22 protein-coding genes and 1 tRNA gene are annotated in these 25,221 nt (G+C 44.5%); 6 read left to right on the plus strand and 17 right to left on the minus strand.

Features of this window, described 5'->3' with window-relative positions:
- The first annotated feature begins 65 nt into the window (after positions 1-65).
- Positions 66-587 carry a prepilin-type N-terminal cleavage/methylation domain-containing protein gene (locus tag LMH68_RS12700; protein ID WP_229647112.1) on the plus strand — a complete coding sequence of 174 codons (522 nt, stop codon included), beginning with the start codon at positions 66-68 and terminating at the stop codon, positions 585-587.
- Positions 588-644: 57 nt separating this feature from the next.
- On the opposite strand, the gene LMH68_RS12705 is transcribed toward LMH68_RS12700, so the two are convergent.
- Positions 645-1,490 carry an ion transporter gene (locus tag LMH68_RS12705; protein WP_050651638.1) on the minus strand — a complete coding sequence of 282 codons (846 nt, stop codon included), beginning with the start codon at positions 1,488-1,490 and terminating at the stop codon, positions 645-647.
- A 149-nt stretch (positions 1,491-1,639) separates the two neighbouring features.
- A complete protein-coding gene (locus tag LMH68_RS12710; protein WP_004734056.1) occupies positions 1,640-2,278 on the minus strand; it encodes a YchE family NAAT transporter in 639 nt (212 codons plus the stop codon).
- 638 nt (positions 2,279-2,916) lie between these two features.
- Between LMH68_RS12710 and adhE the strand changes: the two genes are divergently transcribed.
- Positions 2,917-5,622, plus strand: a complete 2,706-nt coding sequence (gene adhE, locus LMH68_RS12715) for a bifunctional acetaldehyde-CoA/alcohol dehydrogenase (protein WP_017061183.1) — start codon at positions 2,917-2,919, stop codon at positions 5,620-5,622.
- 186 nt (positions 5,623-5,808) lie between these two features.
- On the opposite strand, the gene LMH68_RS12720 is transcribed toward adhE, so the two are convergent.
- The 3 genes from LMH68_RS12720 to sodB all read right to left on the minus strand — a co-directional run bounded on the left by LMH68_RS12720 (position 5,809) and on the right by sodB (position 8,106).
- Positions 5,809-6,492, minus strand: coding sequence for an SDR family oxidoreductase (locus LMH68_RS12720; RefSeq protein ID WP_229647111.1), 684 nt, complete (start codon positions 6,490-6,492; stop codon positions 5,809-5,811).
- A 278-nt stretch (positions 6,493-6,770) separates the two neighbouring features.
- On the minus strand, positions 6,771-7,274 hold the full coding sequence (locus LMH68_RS12725) for a VC2046/SO_2500 family protein (protein WP_261881426.1): 504 nt from the start codon (positions 7,272-7,274) through the stop codon (positions 6,771-6,773).
- Positions 7,275-7,521: 247 nt separating this feature from the next.
- Positions 7,522-8,106, minus strand: a complete 585-nt coding sequence (gene sodB, locus LMH68_RS12730) for a superoxide dismutase [Fe] (RefSeq protein ID WP_004734050.1) — start codon at positions 8,104-8,106, stop codon at positions 7,522-7,524.
- Between the two features lie 269 nt (positions 8,107-8,375).
- Here sodB and LMH68_RS12735 point away from each other — a divergent pair, with 269 nt between their 5' ends.
- Both LMH68_RS12735 and LMH68_RS12740 read left to right on the plus strand, forming a co-directional pair.
- Complete coding sequence (locus LMH68_RS12735; protein WP_004741702.1) at positions 8,376-8,714, plus strand: Grx4 family monothiol glutaredoxin; 339 nt, start codon at positions 8,376-8,378, stop codon at positions 8,712-8,714.
- A 98-nt stretch (positions 8,715-8,812) separates the two neighbouring features.
- Positions 8,813-9,442: a DsbA family protein gene (locus tag LMH68_RS12740; RefSeq protein WP_102427881.1), complete on the plus strand. Its 630-nt coding sequence runs from the start codon at positions 8,813-8,815 to the stop codon at positions 9,440-9,442.
- Positions 9,443-9,633: 191 nt separating this feature from the next.
- Here LMH68_RS12740 and LMH68_RS12745 read toward each other — a convergent pair whose 3' ends face one another.
- Both LMH68_RS12745 and rnt read right to left on the minus strand, forming a co-directional pair.
- Complete coding sequence (locus LMH68_RS12745; protein WP_029235135.1) at positions 9,634-10,959, minus strand: Na+/H+ antiporter family protein; 1,326 nt, start codon at positions 10,957-10,959, stop codon at positions 9,634-9,636.
- Between the two features lie 64 nt (positions 10,960-11,023).
- Positions 11,024-11,668, minus strand: a complete 645-nt coding sequence (gene rnt, locus LMH68_RS12750; RefSeq protein ID WP_017061178.1) for a ribonuclease T — start codon at positions 11,666-11,668, stop codon at positions 11,024-11,026.
- Between the two features lie 188 nt (positions 11,669-11,856).
- Here rnt and motY point away from each other — a divergent pair, with 188 nt between their 5' ends.
- Positions 11,857-12,738, plus strand: a complete 882-nt coding sequence (motY, locus tag LMH68_RS12755; RefSeq protein WP_017063457.1) for a flagellar protein MotY — start codon at positions 11,857-11,859, stop codon at positions 12,736-12,738.
- Between the two features lie 95 nt (positions 12,739-12,833).
- On the opposite strand, the gene LMH68_RS12760 is transcribed toward motY, so the two are convergent.
- Entirely contained in the window at positions 12,834-13,268 is a 435-nt protein-coding gene (locus tag LMH68_RS12760) for a DUF2753 domain-containing protein (protein ID WP_004734047.1), read from the minus strand.
- Between the two features lie 200 nt (positions 13,269-13,468).
- A complete protein-coding gene (gene gloA / locus LMH68_RS12765; protein ID WP_004734046.1) occupies positions 13,469-13,885 on the minus strand; it encodes a lactoylglutathione lyase in 417 nt (138 codons plus the stop codon).
- A gap of 758 nt (positions 13,886-14,643) precedes the next feature.
- On the opposite strand from gloA, the gene LMH68_RS12770 reads away from it, so the two are divergent.
- Positions 14,644-17,397: a cation-translocating P-type ATPase gene (locus tag LMH68_RS12770; protein WP_102321073.1), complete on the plus strand. Its 2,754-nt coding sequence runs from the start codon at positions 14,644-14,646 to the stop codon at positions 17,395-17,397.
- Between the two features lie 180 nt (positions 17,398-17,577).
- Here LMH68_RS12770 and nth read toward each other — a convergent pair whose 3' ends face one another.
- From nth to LMH68_RS12810, 8 genes are all read right to left on the minus strand, one after another.
- The gene (gene nth, locus LMH68_RS12775; protein WP_017061172.1) at positions 17,578-18,213 is read right to left on the minus strand and encodes an endonuclease III; all 636 of its coding nucleotides are present in this window, start codon (positions 18,211-18,213) and stop codon (positions 17,578-17,580) included.
- A 164-nt stretch (positions 18,214-18,377) separates the two neighbouring features.
- Positions 18,378-19,070 carry an electron transport complex subunit E gene (locus LMH68_RS12780; RefSeq protein ID WP_012603531.1) on the minus strand — a complete coding sequence of 231 codons (693 nt, stop codon included), beginning with the start codon at positions 19,068-19,070 and terminating at the stop codon, positions 18,378-18,380.
- Positions 19,070-19,699 carry an electron transport complex subunit RsxG gene (rsxG, locus tag LMH68_RS12785; RefSeq protein ID WP_017061171.1) on the minus strand — a complete coding sequence of 210 codons (630 nt, stop codon included), beginning with the start codon at positions 19,697-19,699 and terminating at the stop codon, positions 19,070-19,072. Before rsxG ends, LMH68_RS12780 begins: the two co-directional genes overlap by 1 nt.
- A gap of 13 nt (positions 19,700-19,712) precedes the next feature.
- Positions 19,713-20,759, minus strand: coding sequence for an electron transport complex subunit RsxD (rsxD, locus tag LMH68_RS12790; protein ID WP_017063459.1), 1,047 nt, complete (start codon positions 20,757-20,759; stop codon positions 19,713-19,715).
- Entirely contained in the window at positions 20,759-23,194 is a 2,436-nt protein-coding gene (rsxC, locus tag LMH68_RS12795; protein WP_229647110.1) for an electron transport complex subunit RsxC, read from the minus strand. Before rsxC ends, rsxD begins: the two co-directional genes overlap by 1 nt.
- A 7-nt stretch (positions 23,195-23,201) precedes the next feature.
- Positions 23,202-23,795 (minus strand): electron transport complex subunit RsxB, encoded by a 594-nt coding sequence (gene rsxB / locus LMH68_RS12800; RefSeq protein ID WP_004734040.1) that lies wholly within the window; start codon positions 23,793-23,795, stop codon positions 23,202-23,204.
- Positions 23,796-23,797: 2 nt separating this feature from the next.
- Positions 23,798-24,376, minus strand: a complete 579-nt coding sequence (rsxA, locus tag LMH68_RS12805; RefSeq protein ID WP_004734039.1) for an electron transport complex subunit RsxA — start codon at positions 24,374-24,376, stop codon at positions 23,798-23,800.
- A 487-nt stretch (positions 24,377-24,863) separates the two neighbouring features.
- A tRNA-Asn gene (locus LMH68_RS12810) sits at positions 24,864-24,939 on the minus strand.
- Positions 24,940-25,221: the final 282 nt, after the last annotated feature.

Consider the following 25,221-nt stretch of genomic DNA (forward strand, 5'->3'; position numbering starts at 1 on the left):
TTCTGATGACAGAAGCCTGACTTTAAAACCTTACCTTTCGTGCGTCTTAAAGTTGGAGCTAGAAAATGAAAGCAAACCTTAAAGGTTTTACTCTTATCGAGTTGATTGTTGTTATCGTCATTATTGGTGTTTTAGCGGTTGTCGCAGCACCTAGGTTTTTAAACATACAACATGATGCTAGGGCTTCGGTTATGGAAGGATTGGGAGCATCTGTCCATACTGCGGCTGATTTGGCGTTTGAAAAAGCCGCCGTGGAAGGTATGGAAGACCAAGAATCATATTTGATTCCTGAGTATGGGCGAGTGAAGTTTGGTTACCCCGCGGTTGAAAAAGGGGGAATGGAAAACTTTTTAGCGATTGATTCAGGGTTTCATGACCTGAGTACTGAGTGGACATGGGCAGCGCATAATAATGGCTCAGTGAGTGACCCAGACCTGTGGCTGATTACCCGGTCGGAATATTTGTCGGACGTTCTTCCTAATGACTTCAATACCGCTATCGAGAAGACCCAATGCTATGTGAAATACACGGCCGCAATGGAAGCAAATGATGACTACCAAGTGGAAGTTTTCACAGACGGCTGTTAGTTGCTTTAGTTAGATAGTTAAGAAAAAAAAGAGCTCTTAGGAGCTCTTTTTTTGTTTTTATTCTGTTTCGTCGGTGACGACACGCTTGTCTGGGTCTGCCAATTCACTCGCACAGTGTTTGCAATACATGGCATCCGAATCATGGCCTGCTCGGTTGCAGTTCGGGCATTTAACCAACTCTTTGTGTGAGTTCATTTCATTACTGAGTTCTGCGGTAATGATACCCGTTGGGACGGCTAGGATAGAGTAACCCAATAGCATGGTCAGTGATGCTATGGCTTTACCAAGCGCGGTCTGCGGCACCATGTCACCATAACCTACCGTAGTGATAGTCACGATGGCCCAATAGATACTGTGAGGAATACTGGTGAAGCCATTGTCAGGACCTTCAATAACAAAGATCAAGGCGCCAAAGATAACCACCAAGATGCCGACGGTGCTAAAGAAGATCAGTATCTTTCGTCGTGCCATTAATAGTGAGCGCAACAGAATATTGGAATCTTGCAGGTAGCGAACCAGCTTTAGAATTCGGAAGATACGCATCACACGCAGCAGTCTCACCACACCCATAAATGAAGCGCCTGGGAAGATGATTGCTAGGTAGGTCGGAAGAATCGCCAATAGGTCAACGACACCATAAAAACTGGTGGCGTAAGATTTTGGCTTTGGGGAGCAATAGAGCCTTAACAAATACTCAAGAGTGAAGAGTGCAGTGAAGGTGTATTCGATATAACGCAGCTGTTGTGACCATTCGGTCATCACATTAGGGATGGATTCTAAGATCAGAACCAACAGCGAAGCCAAGATTGCAACGATCAGAGTTATATCAAATGCACGTCCGGCTGGCGTGTGAGTACCAAAGATAATGACGTACAAATGATGCTTGAGTGGCTTGCGTGACATAAGGAGAGGTTCGTCTTCTGTTAAATGCATTAACAGTCATTATACAAGCTTCATAATAACGAGGCGAGTGAAAGCCCAATTGCTTTACTCGCCTCATCTATATTTCAATATTGTTGCCCTTTATAGAGCAACCGAAATGTTGTTAAACGTTATGCCAAGCCTGGGAACAGATTACGTAGGCCATTGGCGATGAACTCGATGCCCAATGCGCCAAGAATCAGACCCATGATACGAGTGATCACGTTGATACCCGTTTGACCTAAAAAGCGAACGATAACCGGCGCTGAACGGAACAAAAGCCAAGAGCACGTTGCGAATGCGATGATGCTAATGCCGATGCCGACCGTATCAATAGCAGCAGGGTAGCGAGAACCATAAACAATGGTCGAGCTGATTGCACCTGGGCCTGCCATTAGCGGCATAGCAAGTGGAACAACGCCGATCTGCTCTTTGCTGATGTATTCAGACTTCTCTTGTTTGTTCTGCTTATCTTCACCGAGCTTACCGCTCATCATCGAAAATGCGATGCTCAGTAATAGTAAACCACCTGCAACACGGAATGAGTCCAGCGAGATACTAAACATATCAAGCAGCATTTGCCCCGCAACAAGAGAGACAATGAGGATCACGGCAACAGCAATGTTTGCTTGTAAGGCTGTCCTGTTCCTCTCTTCTGGCGGCATATGAGCAGTAAGAGAAACAAAAACAGGCATGATGCCGATTGGGTTTACGGCAGCAACAAGCCCAAGGAAGAATTGCATAAAAATTGCGAGTTCTAAGCCTTGCATGAGAGCGATCTCCAGTTAGCGTACTTAAGGTTGAAGGGTTGATCTGTGAATAGTTTAGGCGCGTAATGTAAGGGACAAACTCGATTTACGCGAATGAAAAAAACTAACTTGAAATGGGTGATTCTTTTTAGAAAAACTAATTGAATCTCACTTTTGTTTTAAGCCTGTTGCAAGCTAGTTGGTAGTGTTTAATTTTGTAATTTGTTATTGAGTAACTGTTAACCGACGCACGAAATTAATAAAAATTATGTCAGAATCTAGCCCGTACAACGGTATGGATATACTCTCAGTAGCACGAATATAGCTGTATACATGTAATTTAACGGACTAAAAATGAAACTTTTTTACAGTTTATTACGCTATGTAGAAAAAAGTTGTCTGTTTGCTTGTTTTTTTCGCGAACGAAAAGTGTGAGTTTAATCTATATAAATCATGCTCTTAAGTTCATTTTTGCGATTGCCTTACTACTTTCTGGTTAATTCTTTTTGGGTAACTGATCTGGGTCAATTTTTTTCACACAGTGAAATAATATACTCAGCCCTGAAAGCAATTTACTAAGAACGTTGGTGTTTAAGGTTAACGGCAAGCAGCGAGTTTAATAAAAAGTTTTTAATATTTATTATTTTAGGAGATCCACCATGCCTGTAACTAACTTAGCGGAACTTGATGCTCTAGTAGCTCGCGTTAAAGCAGCACAAGAAGAGTTTGCAACATTCTCTCAAGAGAAAGTAGATGCAATCTTCCGCGCAGCTTCTCTTGCTGCTAACCACGCTCGTATTCCACTTGCTCAACAAGCAGTTGCTGAATCTGGAATGGGTATTGTTGAAGATAAGGTTATCAAAAACCACTTTGCATCTGAATTTATCTACAACAAATACAAAGACGAAAAAACATGTGGCATCTTAGAAGAAGATGACAACCTAGGCACAATGACTATCGCTGAGCCTGTAGGTATCATCTGTGGTATCGTTCCAACAACGAACCCAACTTCTACAGCAATCTTCAAATCTCTAATTTCTCTTAAGACACGTAACGGCATCATCTTCTCGCCACACCCACGTGCAAAGAACTCAACTAACGACGCAGCGAAACTAGTTCTAGACGCAGCTGTTGCAGCGGGTGCTCCACGAGACATCATCGGTTGGATTGACCAACCATCTGTAGAGCTTTCTAACGCGCTTATGAAGCACGACGGTATCGCACTTATCCTTGCTACTGGTGGTCCAGGCATGGTTAAAGCAGCATACTCTTCTGGTAAGCCTGCTATCGGTGTTGGTGCTGGTAACGTTCCTGTCGTTATCGATGAAACAGCTGACATCAAACGTGCTGTAGCATCTATCCTTATGTCTAAGACTTTCGATAACGGCGTAGTATGTGCTTCTGAGCAAGCTGCAATCGTAGTTAGCGAAGTATATGACGAAGTTAAAGAGCGTTTCGCTTCTCACAAAGCTCACGTTCTATCTAAAGCTGACGCTGATAAAGTACGTAAAGTTCTGCTTATCGACGGCAACCTAAACGCTAAAATCGTAGGTCAACCTGCTCCAGCAATCGCTGAAATGGCTGGTGTTAAAGTTCCTGCTGATACAAAAGTACTTGTAGGTGAAGGTCTTGGTAAAGTTTCTTACGATGACGAATTCGCTCACGAGAAACTATCTCCAACTCTAGGTCTATTCCGCGCAGATGACTTCGAAGACGCAGTTGCTCAAGCGGTAACTATGGTTGAAATCGGTGGTATCGGTCACACATCTGGTCTTTACACTAACCAAGATACTAACGCAGACCGCATCCGTTACTTCGGTGATAAGATGAAGACTGCTCGTATCCTAATCAACATCCCGACTACTCACGGTGGTATCGGTGACCTGTACAACTTCAACGTTGCACCTTCTCTAACTCTAGGTTGTGGTTCATGGGGTGGTAACTCTATCTCTGAGAACGTAGGTCCTAAGCACCTTATCAACAAGAAAACTGTAGCGAAGCGAGCTGAAAACATGTTGTGGCACAAACTACCTAAGTCTATCTACTTCCGTCGTGGTAGCCTTCCAATCGCAATGAGCGACCTAGAAGGTAAGAAACGCGCATTCCTAGTAACTGACCGTTTCCTATTCAACAACGGTTACGCAGATGACGTAGTTAGCTTGCTTAAAGCACAAGGCATCGAAGTTCAAACTTTCTTCGACGTAGAAGCGGATCCAACGCTATCTGTTGTTGAGAAAGGCGCTGAAGCAATGAAGAGCTTCCAACCTGACGTAATCCTTGCTCTAGGTGGCGGTTCTCCAATGGATGCTGCTAAGATCATGTGGGTTATGTACGAGCACCCAGAAACTCACTTCGAAGAACTAGCAATGCGCTTTATGGACATCCGTAAACGTATCTACAAGTTCCCTAAAATGGGTCAAAAAGCTGAGCTTGTATGTATCACTACAACTTCAGGTACAGGTTCAGAGGTTACTCCATTCGCTGTTGTTACTGACGACAAGACTGGTGCTAAATACCCACTAGCTGATTACGAAATCACGCCAAACATGGCTATCGTTGATGCGAACCTAGTAATGAACATGCCTAAGTCTCTAACAGCGTTCGGTGGTTACGATGCAGTAACTCACGCTCTTGAAGCTTACGTATCTGTTCTAGCGAACGAGTACTCAGACGGTCAAGCTCTTCAAGCTCTTAAGATGCTTAAAGAATACCTACCATCAAGCTACAAAAATGGTGCGGCTGACCCAATAGCTCGTGAGAAAGTACACAACGCAGCAACTATCGCTGGTGTAGCATTTGCGAACGCATTCCTAGGTGTGTGTCACTCAATGGCTCACAAAATTGGTGCTGAGTTCCACCTACCACACGGTCTTGCTAACGCACTACTTATCTCAAACGTTGTACGTTACAACGCGAACGATAACCCAACTAAGCAGACTGCATTCTCTCAGTACGACCGTCCACAAGCACGTCGTCGTTACGCTGAAGTTGCTGACCACCTAGGCCTAAGCCAAGCTGGTGACCGTACAGCTCAGAAGATTGAACGTCTACTGACTTGGTTAGAAGAGCTTAAAGTTGACCTAGACATCCCACTATCTATCCAAGCTGCGGGTGTTAACGAGTCTGACTTCATCGCTAAACTAGACGAGCTAGCTGTTGAAGCGTTCGATGACCAGTGTACAGGTGCTAACCCACGTTACCCTCTAATCACTGAGCTAAAAGAAGTTCTAACAACTTCTTACTTCGGCCAACCATACGTTGAAGGCGAAACTTTCGAAGGTACTACAGTTATCCTTAAGAAAGCAGACCAAAAGCCAGCTGAAGCGAAAGCGCCAAAAGCTAAAAAAGAAAAAGCTAACGCATAATAAGTAAGCATTAGTTTTGAGATAAGTTTTCGCTAGCACGATACTTATCTATCGGGAAAAGATGAAAGCCCCAGTCGAGAGACTGGGGCTTTTTTTATGTTTGGTTCGTTTGTAAAACGGATTGAGAGGCAATAGCTCTGCTACTTAATATGAGCTGAGCCAGTCATGTTCAATTGGAATAGGGAGTTAAACCTCTGCCGCGACAACTCGCCCACTGAAGTAGTCATTCGAGACAATGTATTCGGTTGTTCTGGTCAGCTCGTCTTGCAGCTGCGCCCAGTGACATCGGTTGAGCTTGCCATCGGAGTTATGAACGGCGGGAACAACGCCACCGACTCGAATGCCAAAGGGAGTCAGCTCTTTCGCCCAACTATGGGTAAAGCCAGTGATCATTGAGTTTGCGCTCTCTAAGCCAGACACATCGTAAAAGTCATCATGAGATATCACATTCACAATCACGCCTTCCTTATCTTCCTCTCGCAATCTCTCAGCACTGATTTGCCCAAATGCGAACAGGGTCGATGCCATCGATGAGAGATCATTAATAAAGCTGCTCACAGGCTGATCGCCAATTAGGCTAGGCATTGGGGAGCTTATCCAGTTATTGACCAGCACATCGGGTGTCGTGTTGAAGGTGGTTTGAATAAAATCATATACACTGAGAATCGCTTGGCTGTCATTGCCTTTGAGCGTGTAGTGGTAAACAGAGTCAGAAAACCGGGCACACTGTAGATACGTCGCTTTAAGTGCTTCCGTGTCTTTATCACAAAGGATGACGGTGGCTCCAAGGTTAACAAAGTGGTTCGCAATTGCCCCCCCCAGTCGCGAGCCGGCAGATGTCACCAATATGATTGAGCTTTTTATTTCCATCCCAGTACCTAAACAAATCGTCCATGTCGGATAAGGATGGGTTAAAATTTATACAACGGGTGTGAATTGGTTCAAACTAAGGTGTGCCAATTAATAAGTTTTTATGAACTTAGTGGCACGTCACATTTTGTAGTAACTTCAAGCGGTAACCGACATCAGGTGTTTTTAGGTTGCCTAAGGCTAGTGGTTCATATCATTCGTGTGAATACTTTGAAGTGTGCGAGTTAGTCGAAGAAGAGCTATGGATAGACAGCGAAAAAGGGAAAGGTAGGTGACCGCTATACTTGAGCTTGAATTTGATACTGACGTTGCGCGGTGGTTAGCTCATTGTAGAGCGTGGCATGTGGCAAATCAGGTAAATGCTTGTTTGCGAGTTTGCGTCGGTCATGACCAGAAAGGTTTTGGTAAACCTCTTCGGGTAAGTCGGCTGTATCTTCAGGCATGAAGGCAAGCGCTTCAGGTTTCAAGTAATGGCTGAGTTTGGCGCTGGCAAGGCTAGCTTGATGAAAATGATTAGATTGCTGAGCTGAAATCTCATATGAAGACTGGTTTGAACGCAGTTGTTGAGGTTCTGCTACGCCAAATTGTTTGCGCAGGCGATCTTCATTTGTCTCTGTGATTTCAATGGTGTCAATTGGCGTGCAATCACGGACATCATTAGAAAACATAGATAACAGCAACGCGAAATCTGCACGGCGACCTTGCTCAACCGCTTGGCTGATCCCGATGCCGAACTTCAGTTCGTTGATGATTCCTGCTTTGTCTAAAGTATGTATTTGCATGTCGCCTCTCATTGGATACACCTTTAACGGCATGGAGTCGGCAAACTTTAGTGTTTAATTACAGGCAAATAGAGAATTTATGTAGGGTTGGGAAGAAGGCTATCAATAGTTCGAGAAGTAAGCGCTATTGGCGGGTTTATTACGAAATGTTTAGATTTTGTGGAACACGACAGATACAAAAAAGCTCACGCCGAGGCATGAGCTTTCAATAGATAACTCGCTATAAATAGCGCAGCGTAAGCAATAATTACTTAGCTAGGTTCTCTTCTACGAAAGACCAGTTTACTAGGTTCCAGAATGCAGCCATGTAGTCAGGGCGAACATTGCGGAAATCGATGTAGTAAGCGTGTTCCCATAGGTCAACAGTTAGAAGTGGAGTAACACCTTCTTCTGTTAGAGGAGTAGCAGCGTTAGAAGTGTTAACGATGTCTAGAGAACCGTCAGCTTTCTTAACTAACCAAGTCCAAGAAGAACCGAAGTTGTTGATTGCTGAATCAGTGAATTTCGCTTTGAATTCTTCGAAAGAACCGAATGCAGCGTTGATAGCTTCTGCAACAGCGCCAGTTGGTTCGCCGCCCGCTTTAGGAGCAAGACAGTGCCAGTAGAACGTGTGGTTCCAGATTTGAGCAGCGTTATTGAAAACACCACCAGTAGAAGTCTTAACGATCTCTTCTAGTGTTTTGCCTTCAAACTCAGTACCTGGGATAAGGCCGTTTAGCTTAACAACGTAAGTGTTGTGGTGCTTACCGTGGTGGAAATCTAGCGTTTCTGCTGAGATGTGTGGTTCTAGCGCGTCTTTCGCGTAAGGAAGAGCCGGTAGTTCAAATGCCATTGCTCAATTCTCCATTGATATGAAAGAGTTAACTCTTTCGATTGCTTCCAGTGATATTATTATTCATGGCTCGCTATACTGCCAACCATGGTCAATTTGCTGACTTGCGATATAGTTTAGCAAGTTTTTACTTTATTAAAAGCTTATTTCATTACTTTTGTGTGAATTGTTAGCTTAGCTTGTTAACCGCTTTTTTTATATGGTTTTTATTCTTTTAGTTTGGGGTAGAATAAAGGCAATAAAAGCCGTAATCCATTAACGAGGAAGCAATGGAAACTATCGATAAAATCAAACAGCAAATTGAAGAAAACACTATTCTACTGTACATGAAAGGTTCTCCTAAGCTACCTAGCTGTGGTTTCTCTTCTCAAGCGTCTCAAGCTCTAATGGCATGTGGCGAAAAATTTGCTTACGTAGATATCCTACAAAACCCTGATATCCGTGCAGAGCTTCCTGCTTACGCACAGTGGCCAACTTTCCCACAACTTTGGGTTGAAGGTGAGCTAATCGGTGGTTGTGACATCATTCTTGAGATGTTCCAAAAAGGCGAACTTCAGCCAATCATCAAAGAAGCAGCGGCTAAAGTTGCTGGCGATGACGCTGAATAAGTTCTAGCCTTTGCGCTGAATAGTTAAAATGAGGGGCCTTAATCAGGCTCCTTTTTTGTTTGAATTGATCGAATCATTGACTCGATAAGGAATGAACAATGAACGTAAAACTTCATTATGTGCATGATCCAATGTGCAGCTGGTGTTGGGGTTACAAGCCAACACTTGAGTTATTGAAACAACAATTGCCTGCGAGCATTGAGTTTAACTATGTAGTGGGTGGTTTGGCCCCGGATTCTGATGAGCCAATGTCAGAAGAGATGAAAGGCAAGCTGCAAGCGATTTGGAAGCAGATCGAAGCTAAGTTGGGTACTGAGTTTAACCATGATTTTTGGACAAAGTGCCAACCTGTTCGCAGTACTTACCCTGCGTGCCGTGCCGTGATTGCTGCAGGTTTTCAAGACCACTACGAAGCGATGCTTGAAGCGATTCAACATGCTTACTACCTTCGTGCGATCTTGCCACATAGCCAAGACACACATTTGCAGTTGGCTGAAGAGCTAGGTATGAATGTTCAACAGTTTGAAAATGACCTTTCTAGCAAGTTATTGGAAAGTGAGTTAGATGACCAGCTAGGCTTTAAAGAAGCGATGGGTGTATTTTCTTACCCGACCTTAATGCTTGAAGTGAACGGCATCTTTAGTGAAGTTGAATTGGATTATCATTCAACGGAAGCGACGCTTAAGTCTATTCGCGAAATTTTAGTGAGTAATGCTCCCGCTGCGTAATTCAGCGAGAGTCATCTGTATTCGCAATGATTTCTAAGGCTTACTCATCAGAGTAAGCCTTTTTTGTTTGGTGTCGCTAGTTCAATGAGAGTGAGCGGAAGGAAGAGTAGAATGAATCTCAGAGACAAAAAAGACCGCACGAGGCGGTCTTTATAAAAGTGAGCGTAGGACTGTTTAACTACAGAACCTAATTACAGAACCATGGCTGCAATCCAACCGAATACGATCAGTGGGATGTTGTAGTGCAGGAACGTCGGTACTACGGTTTCCCATACGTGCTCGTGTTGACCATCAGCATTTAGACCAGACGTTGGACCTAATGTTGAGTCAGAAGCCGGAGAGCCCGCATCACCAAGTGCAGCAGCTGTACCTACTAGAGCGATTGTTGCCATTGGCGAGAAGCCAAATGCTGCTGCTAGTGGAACGTAGATAGTTGCAAGGATTGGAATCGTAGAGAACGAAGAACCAATGCCCATAGTAACCAATAGACCAACAATTAGCATAAGTAGTGCTGCTAGAGGCTTGTTGTCGCCGATGCTTGTTGAAAGTGCTTCAACCAGAGATTCAACGCCACCTGTTTGCTTCATAACTGCCGCGAAACCTGCTGCTGCAATCATGATGAAACCGATCATTGCCATCATGTGAACGCCCTTGGTGAAGACATCTTGTGTCTCTTTCCAAGCAATAACGCCACCGAAGGTAAATACCATGAAACCCGCTAGAGCACCGATGATCATAGAGCCAGTCGATAGTTGAACTGTTAGCGCTGCTACGATACCAGCTGCTGCTACTAGGATGTGCTTCTTGTTGATCTCTTTCACTTCTGTTGAAACAACAGTGTGAGAGGTTTCTTTGTATTGGCGAGGCTTACGGTAAGTAAAGAATACTGCAGTAAGGAGACCGAAGATCATGCCTGCTGCTGGTAACAACATTGCCATAGGTACTTGGCTTGCTACAACGTTTTCAAGACCATTGTCGTGAAGGTTTTTAAGCAGGATGTTGTTTAGGAAGATGCCACCAAAACCAATCGGTAACACCATGTAAGGTGTAATCAGACCAAAAGTCAGCACACACGCAACTAGACGACGGTCTAGGTTCATTTTTGCGAATACGCCTAGTAGAGGTGGGATTAAGATTGGGATGAAGGCGATATGTACTGGAATCACGTTTTGCGAAGACATGGTCACTAAGATCAACGACGCAAGCATGCCGTATTTAAGACCAGTCGATGCTGCACTGTTCTCTTTGCCGTGAATGCGTTTGATAACACTTTGAGCAAGGAGATCTGTGATACCAGAACGTGAGATAGCAACAGCGAATGTACCAAGCATAGCGTAGCTAAGTGCAATCGTTGCACCGCCGCCTAACCCACTTTCGAAAGCCGCGACTGCGTCGTTCAAGCTCATACCAGAGGCTACGCCACCGATAATTGCACTGAACGTCAGAGCAACGACTACGTTTACGCGCATCAAAGCTAAAACAAGCATGATGCAAACTGAAATTACAACAGGATTCATATTATTCTCGGGATGTTGTGTTTTTTATGAAGGCAATACGAAAAACGTTTACCGACTCTATTTTTTATTCTTCGTCAACAAGAGGCCAACCACCAAGGGCTTTCCATTTGTTTACAATGCCGCAAAATAACTCTGTGGTTTTTTGCGTATCATACAAAGCAGAGTGTGCTTCTTTGTTGTCAAATTCCATCCCTGCAGTGCGGCAAGCTTTAGCCAAAACGGTTTGACCGTAGGCAAGACCACTAAGAGCTGCAGTGTCAAAAGTAGCAAATGGATGGAAAGGGACGCGTTTAAGCTTACAGCGCTCACTTGCCGCATTAACGAAGTTCAAATCGAATGTAGCGTTGTGAGCAACCATGATTGCACGACTGCAATCTGAAGCTTTTTGTTCTTTTCTCACTAGCTTGTAGATTTCTTTAAGGGCTTCTTGTTCCGACACAGCACCACGTAATGGGCTAAATGGGTCTTTAATTCCGTTAAAGTCTAATGCTGCCTGCTCTATATTTGCGCCTTCAAAAGGCTCAATGTGAAAATGAAGCGTTGATGCAGGGTGCAGATCTCCGTTCTCATCCATTTTTAATGTAATGGCACAGATTTCTAATAATGCATCGGTTTCAGCGTTAAACCCTGCGGTTTCCACGTCGATGACCACTGGAAAATAGCCGCGAAAGCGTTTTTTTAGGGTCAGAGCTTCGTTTTCTACAGTCATGTTAGCCCAAATAAGTGTGATTAAGGCTGCATTATTGCAGATAATAGCAGTGATAAAAACTAGGGAAGGGCAATAAATCTTAAATTACCTAACCCATTGCGGCTTGATAATTGCATATTTAAACGTGAGAGAAAAATGCGGCAATTGGCTGCATTGTTAAACGAATTGCTTAAGAGATACTCCACTTTATGAAGAAACAACTCATAACAGGTTCAATGCTATTTTCGCTACTTGTGTCGTCATCGGTCATGGCACAAGAAAAGCGTTACGGAGCATCTCCTCAACAGTCGACATGGGAGATGGTAGCCAACACGCCACTTGAATGTCGCTTGGTCCACCCAATTCCAAACTTTGGTGATGCTGAGTTCTCATCTCGCGCGAGTAAAAAAATCATTTTGGACTTTGAGCTTAAAATGCGCCGTCCAATGGGTGCGACGCGCAATGTAAGCTTGATCTCTATGCCGCCACCTTGGCGTCCGGGTGAAAGTGCTGATCGTATGACAACCATTAAGTTCTTCCAGCAATTTGACGGCTATGTCGGCGGTCAAACAGCTTGGGGCATCTTGAGTGAGTTGGAGAAAGGGCGTTATCCGACATTCAGCTACCAAGAGTGGCAGAGCCGAGATCAACGTATCGAAGTGTCGTTGTCGTCGGTGTTGTTCCAAGAAAAATACAATGTGTTCAGTGACTGTGTTGCTAACCTGCTGCCTTACAGCTTTGAAGATATCTCTTTCACTATTTTGCATTACGACCGCAACAGCGACCAGCTGAACAAGTCGTCGCGCAAAAGGCTGAGCCAGATTGCCGATTACGTTCGCTATAACCAAGACATCGACCTTGTGCTGGTGGCAACGTACACCGACTCTGTCGACAGCAAAGGGATTAGCCAAAACCTTTCAGAGCGCAGAGCAGAATCGTTAAGAGAGTACTTCAAATCTCTAGGCCTGCCAGAAGATCGTATCCAAGTGCAAGGCTATGGCAAGCGTCGTCCGATTGCGGACAATAACTCGCCAATTGGTAAAGATAAGAACCGACGTGTTGTGATCTCTTTAGGTCGCACACAGGTTTAAGCTAAACAACAGCTTGTTTTGAAATGACAAAGCCCGTCTTGATGACGGGCTTTTTTATGTTTTAAATTTGGAGTCGTTGTTTTAACGGAACTTGTTTAATTCAAGCGGAAGCGGGCGATCATTTCACAGTTGGTCGCGGTATCGATCTTTTCCACCATAGAGGCAATTTTAGGGTTTGGGTGGCGTTTCATGAAATCGATCAGCGCTTTCTTACAGCAACCAATAGAATCGATAAAGCTTGAACATTGAGTATTAGGGCACTGAGGGATCAGTGTGAGTACCTTTTCGGAAGCCAGTTGAAGATACTTGAGCTCGTATTCAGTGTCGCCAGCCCAACGCCAGAATTGAGCAAGATTGTGGCAAGAAATCACCGAGATCAGTAAGCGTTCATCGGCTTGAATATCGGTGCGTTCTGTAATTTCTTCACTTAAGTTCAAAGCCTGCTGATAATGAAGAATACTTCGTACAGGATCGTCGAGCTGCAATGCAGTATCGGCAAGTAACGTGTGTTTTTCCCATTCGCTAATCATTGTATTACCTCACTAATCAATAGGTGGTTAATTTAAATGATAATCATTATCATGTAAAGTTTCATCAATGAGATTGTTAAGAATAATTGGTAAAGAATATCGATTATGGTGAGAGTGATAAAAAAGAAGCGAGCATAGTGCTCGCTTCGTTTTTCATTTCTTCAGGCGTTCAAACCCAACTTCTCAAAGAGGTTAAGGAATTAACCTTCTAGACCTGCGCTTGCTTGTTTGTTCTGAATCAGCTCAATCATGTAGCCGTCAGGGTCTTTTACGAATGCAATGTGAGTAGAACCGCCTTTTACAGGGCCGGCTTCACGAGTCACGTTACCGCCAGCGGCTTTAATCGCGTCACACGTAGTGTAGATATCATCAACACCGATCGCTACGTGACCGAAAGCTGAGCCTAGGTCGTATTCAGTTGTGCCCCAATTGTAAGTTAACTCAATAACAGCACCTTGAGATTCGTCACCAAAGCCAACAAAAGCCAGTGTGTATTCGTACTCTTTATTTTCGTTCTTACGTAATAGCTGCATGCCCATTACATTGGTGTAGAACTCGATAGACTTGTCTAGATCACCCACGCGTAGCATGGTGTGTAAAATACGACCGTTTGACATGATTTGCTCCTAGCTTGTTATTGGTTGTTTCTTTTATAGCACTATATATTAGCAAGCTCATAAGCAACACCAAAGAGATGATGAGTTTGGTCATATTTTCTTATTCTCATCATCTATCTTACTCTCCCCCTCTGCCTTTTTTCTTATTTGTATTACAAGAAATTAAAGAGCGACGGCCTTATTAATTTGTCAGTCACTAGCGCTTAATTCGCAGTTTTGCATAAATAGTAAGTTTGAGTGTTGGTCTTTTTTGTAATGGCCAAGAATGGCCTTGGTTGTTGAATTGTGACTTATATCTCCATCTTGTTGCTGATTTCCTTTCGTTTTTACAATTGGCATCTAACTTTCCATTTTATCAATTTATGATTACGCCAACATCTCCCTGTTTATAGAAAGGTTATTCCGATGTTTTACTTCGTTATTATGGAATTTTCGATAAAATACGCCGATAACCAATGGTTTTTACGAAAGTGCAAAGGGTGTCTATTTTTTGTGCTTATCTTTTTTAAACAATAGTTTGGGCTTGTATTGTTTGTTTGATGTTTGATGTGGTTGTGTTTTCAAAGTAGTTGTCAAGTGTGTATCAAGTGTATCTTTTGCGATCTTTGCTAAATAGACAATCCTTACTATATAGTTTTTCAAGCGCACCAAATCGACTAAATATTCACTTTTGATTTGTGCGATTTTTCTATCACATAAGAATAAGTATTATTTTATTACATTAGACTCGGCGTGAGGCATTGATGTGGAGTACTCAAATGACGAGTAAATGGTTTACACAACAAAGTTCAGATGTTTTAAACGAACTGAACGCAGATCAAACGACAGGTTTATCAACTTCTGAAGCGGATGCACGCTTAGAGAAGCACGGCACTAACGAACTGACTGCACAAGAGTCAGCTTCTGCGTGGGAACTGTATATTCATCAATATAAAAACCCACTGATTTTTATTCTAGCTGTTGGTGCAATCGTTTCTTGGTCTACTGGCCACGCGATTGATGCTATTGCTATTGCAGTGATTATCCTTATCAATACTGGTATCGCGTTCTGGCAAGAATTTAAAGCTCAGAAAGGGATGGAAGCGCTAAAAGAAATGGCAGCTCCAGAAGCCGAAGTGATGCGCGATGGTAAATGGATCAGTGTTCCAGCTAAAACCCTCGTTCCTGGTGACATCATCAAAATTAATACTGGCGATATTCTGCCTGCTGATGTTCGTATTCTTGAGTCAAACCGTCTGACGGTAGATGAGGCTGCACTGACCGGTGAATCTGAGCCAGTGAATAAGCAGTCTGAACGCCTTGAAGATGAGACCCTTGGTCTTGGCGATCAGAAGAACATGGGCTTCATGACAACAATCGTGACTACAGGTACAGGCCTTGCTGTGGTAACAAGCACAGGTATGCAAACTGAAGTTGGTCACATCGCTGATATGATGAACCAAACGGAAGAGACGAAAACACCAATGCAAGAGCGTATGGACACCATCGCACTCGCATTATTGGTTGTTGCTCTTGTGGTTGTTGCTATTGTTTGTGCTATCGGTGTTTACCACGGTATGCCATGGTTAGAAATCCTAACAACAGGTATCTCTTTATCGGTTGCCGCTATTCCTGAAGGTTTACCAACGGTGGTTACTATCGTATTAACGATGGGCTCGACTAAGATGGTTAAGAATAATGCTTTGGCTAAACAGCTAGCAGCAATCGAAACGCTTGGTTCTACAACCGTTATCTGTTCAGATAAAACCGGTACGCTAACACAAAACCAAATGCAGGTGATGAAAGCGTACGATGTGTCTGGTCGTTACTGGGATGTGTCAGGTAAAGGTTTTGATCCTAAGGGTGAATTCATTACCAAAGGTCACAATGTCGAAGCGACAAACAGCCCTGCAATGATGAAAGGTCTTGTTGTTGCAACGCTTTGTAACGATGCTGAATATGTAAATGCTGATGGTAAATGGACGGTTCGTGGCAACCCGACAGAAGGTGCACTAATTGTTGCAGCTGCAAAAGCCGGTCTTAAACAAGATGAAATGCTATCAACGGGTGGCTACTCAATCGTTAAGAAGTTCCCGTTCGATTCTGGTCGTAAGATGGCTTCTGTTATCGTTCGTGACCCACAAGGTAAGCACTTCCTAGCATTGAAAGGTGCGCCAGATGTTGTTCTTGGTAAATCAACCAGCTTCATGGTTGACGGTGGTTTCGTACCAACGGTTGGCTGTGAAGTTTCAGGCAACTTGGCTCTCGATACCGCACCGTCTCAAGAGCTTCATTTAAACTTTGAAGCGGCAATCCAAACCTTTGGTGGTGATGCTCTGCGTACACTTGCCGTTGGTTTCCGTGAATTAAAAGAAGAAGAGCTTGAGTTAGATTTCCCTGAGCTTGAAAAAGACGTCAGCATCCTGGGTATCTATGGCATCATGGATCCACCACGCCCAGAAGTACGCGATGCAGTAAATAGCTGTTATAGCGCTGGTGTTCGTACGGTAATGATTACCGGTGACCACGCAGTCACGGCAGCAGCGATTGCTCGTGAAATCGGAATCATCCGTAGCGAAGACGATCTAGTGGTAACGGGTGCTGAGCTTGACCAAATGGATGACGAGAAGCTGTTGTCTATCTGTTCTCAGGTTGCAGTATTTGCCCGTGTTACTCCAGAGCACAAGCTGCGTATCGTAAAAGCGCAGCAAGAGAACAATGAAGTTGCCTCTATGACCGGTGACGGCGTGAACGATGCGCCAGCACTGCGTCGTGCAGACATTGGTGTTGCGATGGGTATTACAGGTACGTCTGTTGCGAAAGACTCAGGTGACCTTATCCTGTTGGATGACAACTTCAGTACTATCGTGAAGGCGGTACGCCAGGGTCGTCAAATTTTCGATAACCTACGTAAGTTTATCCGCCAAGCACTTACAGCGAACGTGGGTGAGGTTTCGGTAATCCTATTTGCATTCCTACTCATGGGACCAGATGTAGTACTTCCGCTAACTCCACTAATGATTTTATGGGTTAACCTCGTTTCTGATGGTCTACCAGCACTCGCACTCGGTGTTGAGCCAGAAGAGAAAGATCTCATGGAGCGTAAGCCAGGCAAACGTGACCAAGGCTTCTTCTCTAATGGTCTAGGCGCTCGTATCCTAACTCGTGGTCTCGCATTAGGTGGTCTAAGCTTTGTGACATTCTCTTACGCACTCGACGGTGGTTACAGTGCTCAATACGCACAAACCGTTGCGTTTTTAACACTGATCTTTGCTCAACTTTGGAGCTTGTTCGATGCACGTACGTTTACAACGATTTATCGTAAGAATCCGTTCACTAACCACTACCTACTTGGTGCGGTGGCAGTATCGGCTATCTTGTCTTTAAGCGTTGTGTACACAAGCTTCGGTCAGTTGGTATTCAGCACAGAAGCGCTAGAGTTTAATCACTTAATATCGTTAATCTTCATTGCAGCAGTACCAACATTTGTTCTATCTGCTATCAAAGAAGTGACTAAAGTGGAGTTTATCTAAGACAGACTTCTTAGCTAAATAATTGAATCCCGCCATAAAAGGCGGGATTTTTTATGCCTGTTGTCTTGGGAGCGCAGAATTAGAAGTGAAAACTTATGTAGAGGCGGATTCTAGAGAGTGGCAATAAAAAAGCAGCGCTTTAAGCGCTGCCGTATTGATTAATCGTTGTGAACGGAAAGACTAATCTTCGCTCTTTTCTTTGAATTCACAGAGGTCTTCAATGATACAGCTGCCACAGCGTGGTTTACGTGCGACACAGGTGTAACGTCCATGAAGAATGAGCCAATGGTGGACATCCAGTTTGAATTCTTTTGGGATAACTTTAAGTAGTTTTGCTTCGACATCGTCGACGGTTTTACCCATCGCTAGCTTAGTGCGGTTTGATACACGATAGATGTGAGTATCAACGGCAATGGTTGGCCAACCGAATGCGGTATTTAACACTACGTTTGCTGTTTTACGACCGACACCTGGAAGGGCTTCTAATGCAGCGCGATCTTCCGGTACTTCACCATTATGTAGGTCAAGCAGCATACGACACGTTTTGATGGTGTTTTCTGCTTTTGAGTTAAATAGGCCGATGGTCTTGATATACTCTTTTAAGCCATCAACACCTAGGTCGAAAATTGCTTGCGGAGTGTTGGCTAAAGGGTACAGCTTATCCGTCGCCTTGTTCACGCTGACATCGGTTGCTTGTGCAGACAATAGAACGGCAATCAGCAGCTCGAATGGGCTGTTCCAGTTAAGCTCAGTCTCTGGCTTTGGATTGTTTTCTCTTAAACGCTCAAGTATTTCTACTCGTTTTACATTGTTCATAGCGACATTACTTTCAAATAGTTAGGGCATGAAGCTTGGATTGCTTCTGCTTTATCATCGGTTACGCGCTCTTATGAGCGTCATTATTATATGTACTGTTTAGATCTGATTTCCCCCGCTGAGTGGTTGAGCTAACTCAGCGAGGTTTAAGCTAATTTAACTTATTAGGCATTGGTAACGCGAGCGCGTTCAATGACTGGTTTTTCTTGTTTTGGTTGTCTAGATTTTGCTTGGTTATCGATGATATTTTTCAAAGCAATTAAGAAACCAACACCAATGAAGGCACCCGGTGGAAGCAGGGCTAACAAGAAGCTGTTATCAAATTGGAATATCTGGATTCGTAACACCGAAGCCCAGTCACCAAGCAGCAGGTCTGCGCCATCAAATAGGGTCCCGTTACCAATAATCTCACGCATCGCACCTAACACGACCAATACTGATGTCATGCCTAGACCCATCCAGAAACCATCTTGAGCCGCTGGTAGCACTTCATTTTTTGAAGCGAAGGCTTCCGCACGACCAATGATGATGCAGTTGGTTACGATCAGCGGGATGAAGATACCCAAAGAGAGGTAAAGCCCATAGGCGTAAGCGTTCATCAGCAATTGAACACAGGTTACTAGCGAGGCAATGATCATTACGAATACTGGGATACGTACTTCTTTTGGCACATGATTACGAACCAAAGAAACAGAAACGTTTGAGCCGACCAGTACAAGCAAGGTAGCAATGCCTAGCCCAAGTGCGTTAGTGACTGTTGACGATACAGCCAGCAGCGGACATAACCCAAGAAGTTGCACTAGGGCAGGGTTATTGGCCCACATGCCATTTTTGATCAATGTTTTATGGTCACTCATTATTCACCACCACAATTTAGAGGTTGAGCAAGCAATGCTTGGTTGTTTTGGTTAACGTACTGGACCGCTTGTTTGACTGACTTCACGACTGCTCTTGGCGTGATAGTAGCGCCAGTAAACTGGTCAAAATCACCACCGTCTTTACGAACCTTCCAACGGTCTAGATTAGAATCCGTCACTTGCTTACCTGCAAACGAAAGAATCCAATCACTCACACGCAGATCAATCTTATCACCCAAGCCCGGAGTCTCTTGGTGAGAAAGCACGCGAGTACCTAAAATAGTACCGTCAGTTTTCATTCCAACAATGACTTTAATCGCGCCATTGTAGCCGTCTGGTGCAATCGCTTCGATCGCAATCGCGCTTGGCTCACCATTAAGCTTAGCAATGTAAGCCGGCATCGCTTGCTCAGTACCAAGCTCTTCTGCTTGAACCAAAGTACAAGACGAAAACAGCTCGTTGTCGTGCTGATCGTGTGGGATCACTTGGTTAAGAACAGACAGTAACTGAGCCTGTTCTTGTTGTTTGATCTGATCTTTGGTCAGGTAGTGAGTTACCGCGACCAAACCCGTCGAAGCACACGCAAAAATCGCGAGTACAAGGCCGTTTTTCTTAATTGCATTTAGCATGGTATCCGCTCCCTTAGTGACCGTATGTGCGAGGTTTGGTGTAGTAGTCAATCAGTGGAACACACATGTTGGCTAACAATACAGCAAACGCCACGCCATCAGGGAAACCACCCCAACTGCGGATGATAAAGACTAAACCGCCGATCAGAGCGCCAAACACTAAGCGACCTTTGACTGTCGTGGATGCTGAAACTGGGTCGGTTGCAATAAAGAATGCACCAAGCATAGTCGCGCCAGACAGAAGGTGAATGGTTGGAGAAGCGGTTTCACCAGGAGTGAGCACTAAGAACACTAAGCTAAACAGAGTAAGACTGCCGATGAAAGCCACAGGGATATACCATTGAATAACACGTTGCTTAATCAGCACTAAACCGCCGATTAGGTAAGCAAGGTTTACCCACTCCCAGCCTACGCCAGCTAACCAACTAAATTGAGGTTGAGATAGTGCTTCTGAGGCAGTATTGCCTGCCGTTAATGCCGTTTTGAATGCATCAAGCGGCGTCGCCATTGTGGTGCCATCAATGCCAAGGCGTGCTTGTTGCAGAGACAAACCTTCGTTATTGAAGCCAGTAAAGATCATCAAGAATGAGTCAATAAAGCTTGTTGCTTCTGCTGTCAGGCTCGCGGGAGCATTCCAACTGGTCATTTGAACTGGGAATGAAATCAGCAAAACAACGTAAGCGACCATCGCAGGGTTAAATGGGTTCTGCCCTAGGCCGCCGTATAAGTGTTTCGCGATAATAATAGCGAAGAACATACCAATGACGAGGATCCACCACGGAGAGTGTGGGGGAATCGCGACACTCAGTAGCCAAGCGGTTACAACAGCACTGTAATCACGCAGTGCCATTACTGGCGGGCGTTTTCTCAATAGCATGACGGCTGCTTCAAAGGTAACAGCAAGTGCAATAGCAAATACTAACTGGATGAGGGTACCCCATCCAAAGAAGTAGGTTTGAGCTAGTAGACCTGGCAATGCACAAATAGCCACCCATTTCATTAGATCTGGGGTGCTTCTACGGCTATGCGCGTGCGGTGAGCTGGCGATAAAGAAGGCCACTACTCTTTCTCCTCATTGTTCTTTTTATCTAGCTCTTGCTGGGCTTTTTTCGCTTTAGCACGAGCGATAGCTGCAGCAACAGCAGCTTTCTTCGGATCGACCTGTTCAGATTGAGTATCAGTTTCTACTTCAACTACTGGTTCAGATGTTTCTGCTTGCTTAGCTTGCTGTGCTTTTTTTGCTTTAGCACGGGCTATAGCGGCAGCAACGGCGTCTTTCTTAGCATCGCCAGAACTTCCAGCTTCAGTTTCAACTGCAGGTTCAGGAGCTTCGGTTGTTTCTTGTGTCGCTTGCTGTGCTTTCTTAGCCTTAGCGCGAGCGATGGCCGCAGCAACAGCAGCTTTCTTAGGGTCGACTTGCTCCGATTGAGTCTCGGTTTCAACTTCAACCACTGGTTCAGATGTTTCTGCTTGCTTCGCTTGCTGGGCTTTTTTGGCTTTAGCACGAGCGATAGCGGCAGTAACAGCATCTTTCTTGGCATCGCCGGATTTTTCAGCAGGAGCTTCAGCAGCAGATTCAGCTTGTTGAGCTTTCTTGGCTTTAGCACGAGCAATGGCCGCAGCGACAGCATCTTTCTTAGCATCGCCAGAGCTTTCAACAGGAGCATCCGAAGCAGATTCCGCTTGCTGTGCTTTCTTCGCTTTAGCGCGAGCAATCGCAGCAGCAACGGCGTCTTTCTTCGTATCGCCTGAGCTTTCTGCAGGAGTATCGGCTGCTGCTTGTTGTGCCTTGCGCTCTCTCGCTTGACGCTTGCGCTCTTCACGCAGTTTAGACATTTCAGAGTTGTCTGGTTCAGCGCCTTCCGCTTTTTGAGCTGCAGCTTGTTTCGCTTTTGCCTTCGCAATAGCGGCAGCAACCGCAGGTTTCACTGCTGGTTCTTCATTCGGAGCCTGATCCGCAGCGGCTTTTTGTGCTTTAACACGAGCAATCGCAGCAGCAATAGCATCATCACCGCCGGATGTTTTCATATCTTTACGGCGGTTATCTGCGGCTTTTTTAAAGCGGTTTTCACGTTCGGCTTTATCACGCTCCATACGAGCGTTCTTCTCTTCAAAACGAATCTTGGCGCGTTCTGCAGCAGCGGCTTCATCTTTTCGAGTTTTGATTTCAGCTTTTGCTTGGCGATAGTACTGAACAAGAGGGATTTCGCTTGGGCAGACAAATGCACATGCACCACATTCAATACAGTCTTTAATATTTAGCTCTTCACACTTATCCAATTCGTTGGCTTTGGCGTGCCATTGCAGTTGTTGAGGAAGTAGAGACGCAGGGCAAGCTTCAGCACATGCGCTGCAACGGATACATTCCATCTCGTAAGTGCTTGGTGAGATCTCACGACGCGTTGGCGCCAAAATACAGCTCGACGTTTTGGTGATTGGCACATTGGCATGCGGCAAGGTAAAGCCCATCATCGGGCCGCCCAAAATTAAACGCGGCAGTTTTTTATCTGCTTTGTAGCCAAACTCTTCAAGTAACTCATGTACTGGTGTGCCTAATAGCGCCCAAACGTTACGAGGTTGCTTAAAGGTTTTACCGGTTAATGTCACAACGCGGTTAACCACAGGTTCGCCGTCAATTACCGCTCGCTTAATCGAGTAAAGAGAGCCGACGTTCTGAACCAAAACACCAATGTCTGCAGGAATGCCGCCAGCTGGAACCTCTTTGTTGGTGAGGATCTTGATAAGTTGCTTCTCACCACCAGAAGGGTATTTGGTTGGGATAACGCGAATGACGATATCTTTGTCTTTCGCTGCAATCTCAAGTGCTTTTATCGCATCTGGTTTGTTGTCTTCAATGCCGATAACCGTCAGCTTTGGTTGAAGAATGTGTTCAACCACTTCGATGCCTTTTAATACTTCGTCGGCATGTTCTTGAAGCAACTTGTCATCAGAGGTGATGTAAGGTTCACATTCCGCAGCGTTGACGATCAAAATGTCGGTACGACCTAAGCCTGATTGAAGCTTCTTAGCCGTAGGGAAACCTGCGCCGCCCATGCCTGAAATACCAGCTTGGCGAATCACATCAAGCAGTTCGTCAGAAGTCTTTGTCGAAAAATCTTCAACTGGATTTTTTTCAATCCAAGTGTCTAGGCCATCAGGTTTAATAACCACGCATATTTCGCTCAAGCCTGAAGGGTGAGCGGTAGTTCGCGGTTCGATAGCGGTAATCACACCCGATGTTGGTGCGTGTACTGGCAAAGTAAAACCTGTGTCTAAGGCCGTAAGTTGCTGACCTTTTAACACAGTGTCGCCAGCAGCAACCAATAGGTTCCCCGGCTTACCGATGTGCTGTTTCACAGGAAGAACGATTTCTTCTGGAAGCCTTGCATGGACGATATCAGTAGTATTCGACTGTTTCTTGTTTTCAGCAGGGTGCACGCCACCAGGGAAGTTCCAAATAGAGCCCGTGCGAATTTGTTCAATTAAAGAGATCATACTAACCCTATGCTTTAGGCTCTGACGCAGTCGCATCAGTCGCTTGGTTAGTGATATCAGTAACAGGGATGATGTTCATCTGCCATTTCCAATTTTCAGTCGTTGTTGCCACTGGAATCATTTCAATACAGTCAGTAGGGCACGGTGCGACACATAGATCACAACCTGTACATTCATCTTTAATTACTGTGTGCAGTGCCTTGGTGCCACCAACAATGGCGTCAACAGGGCAGGCTTGAATACACTTGGTACAGCCGATACACATATCTTCGTGAATGAAGGCAACGGTTTTTACTTTGTTATCTAAGTCATGAGCGGAGTCTTCAACTTCTACGCCCATTAAATCTGCTAGCTTCTCAATGGTTGCTTGGCCGCCCGGAGGACATTTGTTGATCTTGTCTCCGTTAGCGATCGCCTCTGCGTATGGGCGACAGCCAGGGTAGCCACACTGGCCACATTGAGTTTGCGGTAAAATGGTGTCGATTTGATCGACGATAGGATCAGCTTCAACTTTAAAACGGATAGAAGCAAAGCCCAAAATAGCGCCAAAAACAGCGGCTAAAACGGCTAGCGCAATGATCGCAATTAAAATGGTACTCATGTTTATTTCACCAACCCAGTAAAGCCCATGAATGCCAGAGACATTAGGCCTGCTGTGATCATCGCAATCGATGCGCCTTTGAATGGCATTGGAACATCAGCAACCGCAATACGTTCACGCATTGCAGCAAATAAGATCAATACAAGAGAGAAACCCACCGCTGCGCCGAAACCATAGATGATCGACTGAATGAAGTTGTGGTTTTCATTGATGTTCAGAAGTGCCACACCTAATACCGCACAGTTGGTGGTGATAAGAGGCAGAAAGATACCCAGCAGGCGATAAAGAGTCGGGCTGGTTTTGTGAACGACCATTTCCGTAAATTGAACAACCACCGCGATAACCAAGATGAAACTCATGGTACGCAGGTATTCAATACCCAGAGGGGTAAGGATGTAGGTTTCTACTAGGTATGCAGAGACCGACGCTAACGTTAGAACGAAAGTCGTCGCGAGGCCCATGCCAATCGCAGTCTCCAGTTTCTTGGAGACTCCCATAAATGGACATAGTCCTAAAAACTTCACTAGCACAAAGTTATTGACCAGCACTGTGCCAACCAACAACAAAAGGTATTCGGTCATAATGGATTAATTCTTGAGATTCCGATCCCGATATTATCCTGCTTTGCTCACCTAATAACAACCAAGGATCACTAGGGATTTAGACACTTGGTGAAAAAAACATCAGGTAATCGATTGATTATTAAAGTTACCGTAAGTATAGACGGCCAATTTTTACTTCGTGAGACAAGTTTGTAGGAGTAGTTGAATTGGATCTTTCATAAGATCATTCTTGAATTGAACTCGATTTGCTTCCTACGAATAGGGTCATATTTGTGGCTTTTTGTGCTCAGAACTATCAAAAAGAGGAGTGAAAGAGGCGAGTAAAATACGAGCCCAAAGCACTAAAACGCAAAAAGCCGCATCGAGTGATGCGGCTTCTTTAAATTTGGCCCCCTTGTCGAGACTTGAACGCGGGCGGCTAGGTTTGTGACATTAACTTGGAACAAGTTAGTCGCAGTTATATACGAAAAAAGCCCAATCTTTCGATTGAGCTTTTTTCTGAATTTGGCTCCCCTTGCAAGACTTGAACTTGCGACATACGGATTAACAGTCCGCCGTTCTACCAACTGAACTAAAGGGGAATTGCTTGTTAGCGACGCGAATTCTAATAATAGTCCGAATTTCTGTCAACAAAAAATAGCAGAAAAAAATAATATAAAAAACTTTACTTTCTTGGACGCCTTACCGGATTTAGCCTTTCTTTAGTTATCCACCAAAATTGTGGATAAGTGTGTGTGTGAAACTTTAACAACAATAATTGGGATAAATCTGAGAATATAAAAATCTAAGGTAAGGTAATGTATTTAAAAGATTTGTATCAAAATATCACTATTGTATAACTTTTGGCGATTATAAAACATACA

Source organism: Vibrio sp. F13 (assembly GCF_020806305.2).
Classification (GTDB): domain Bacteria; phylum Pseudomonadota; class Gammaproteobacteria; order Enterobacterales; family Vibrionaceae; genus Vibrio; species Vibrio crassostreae_C.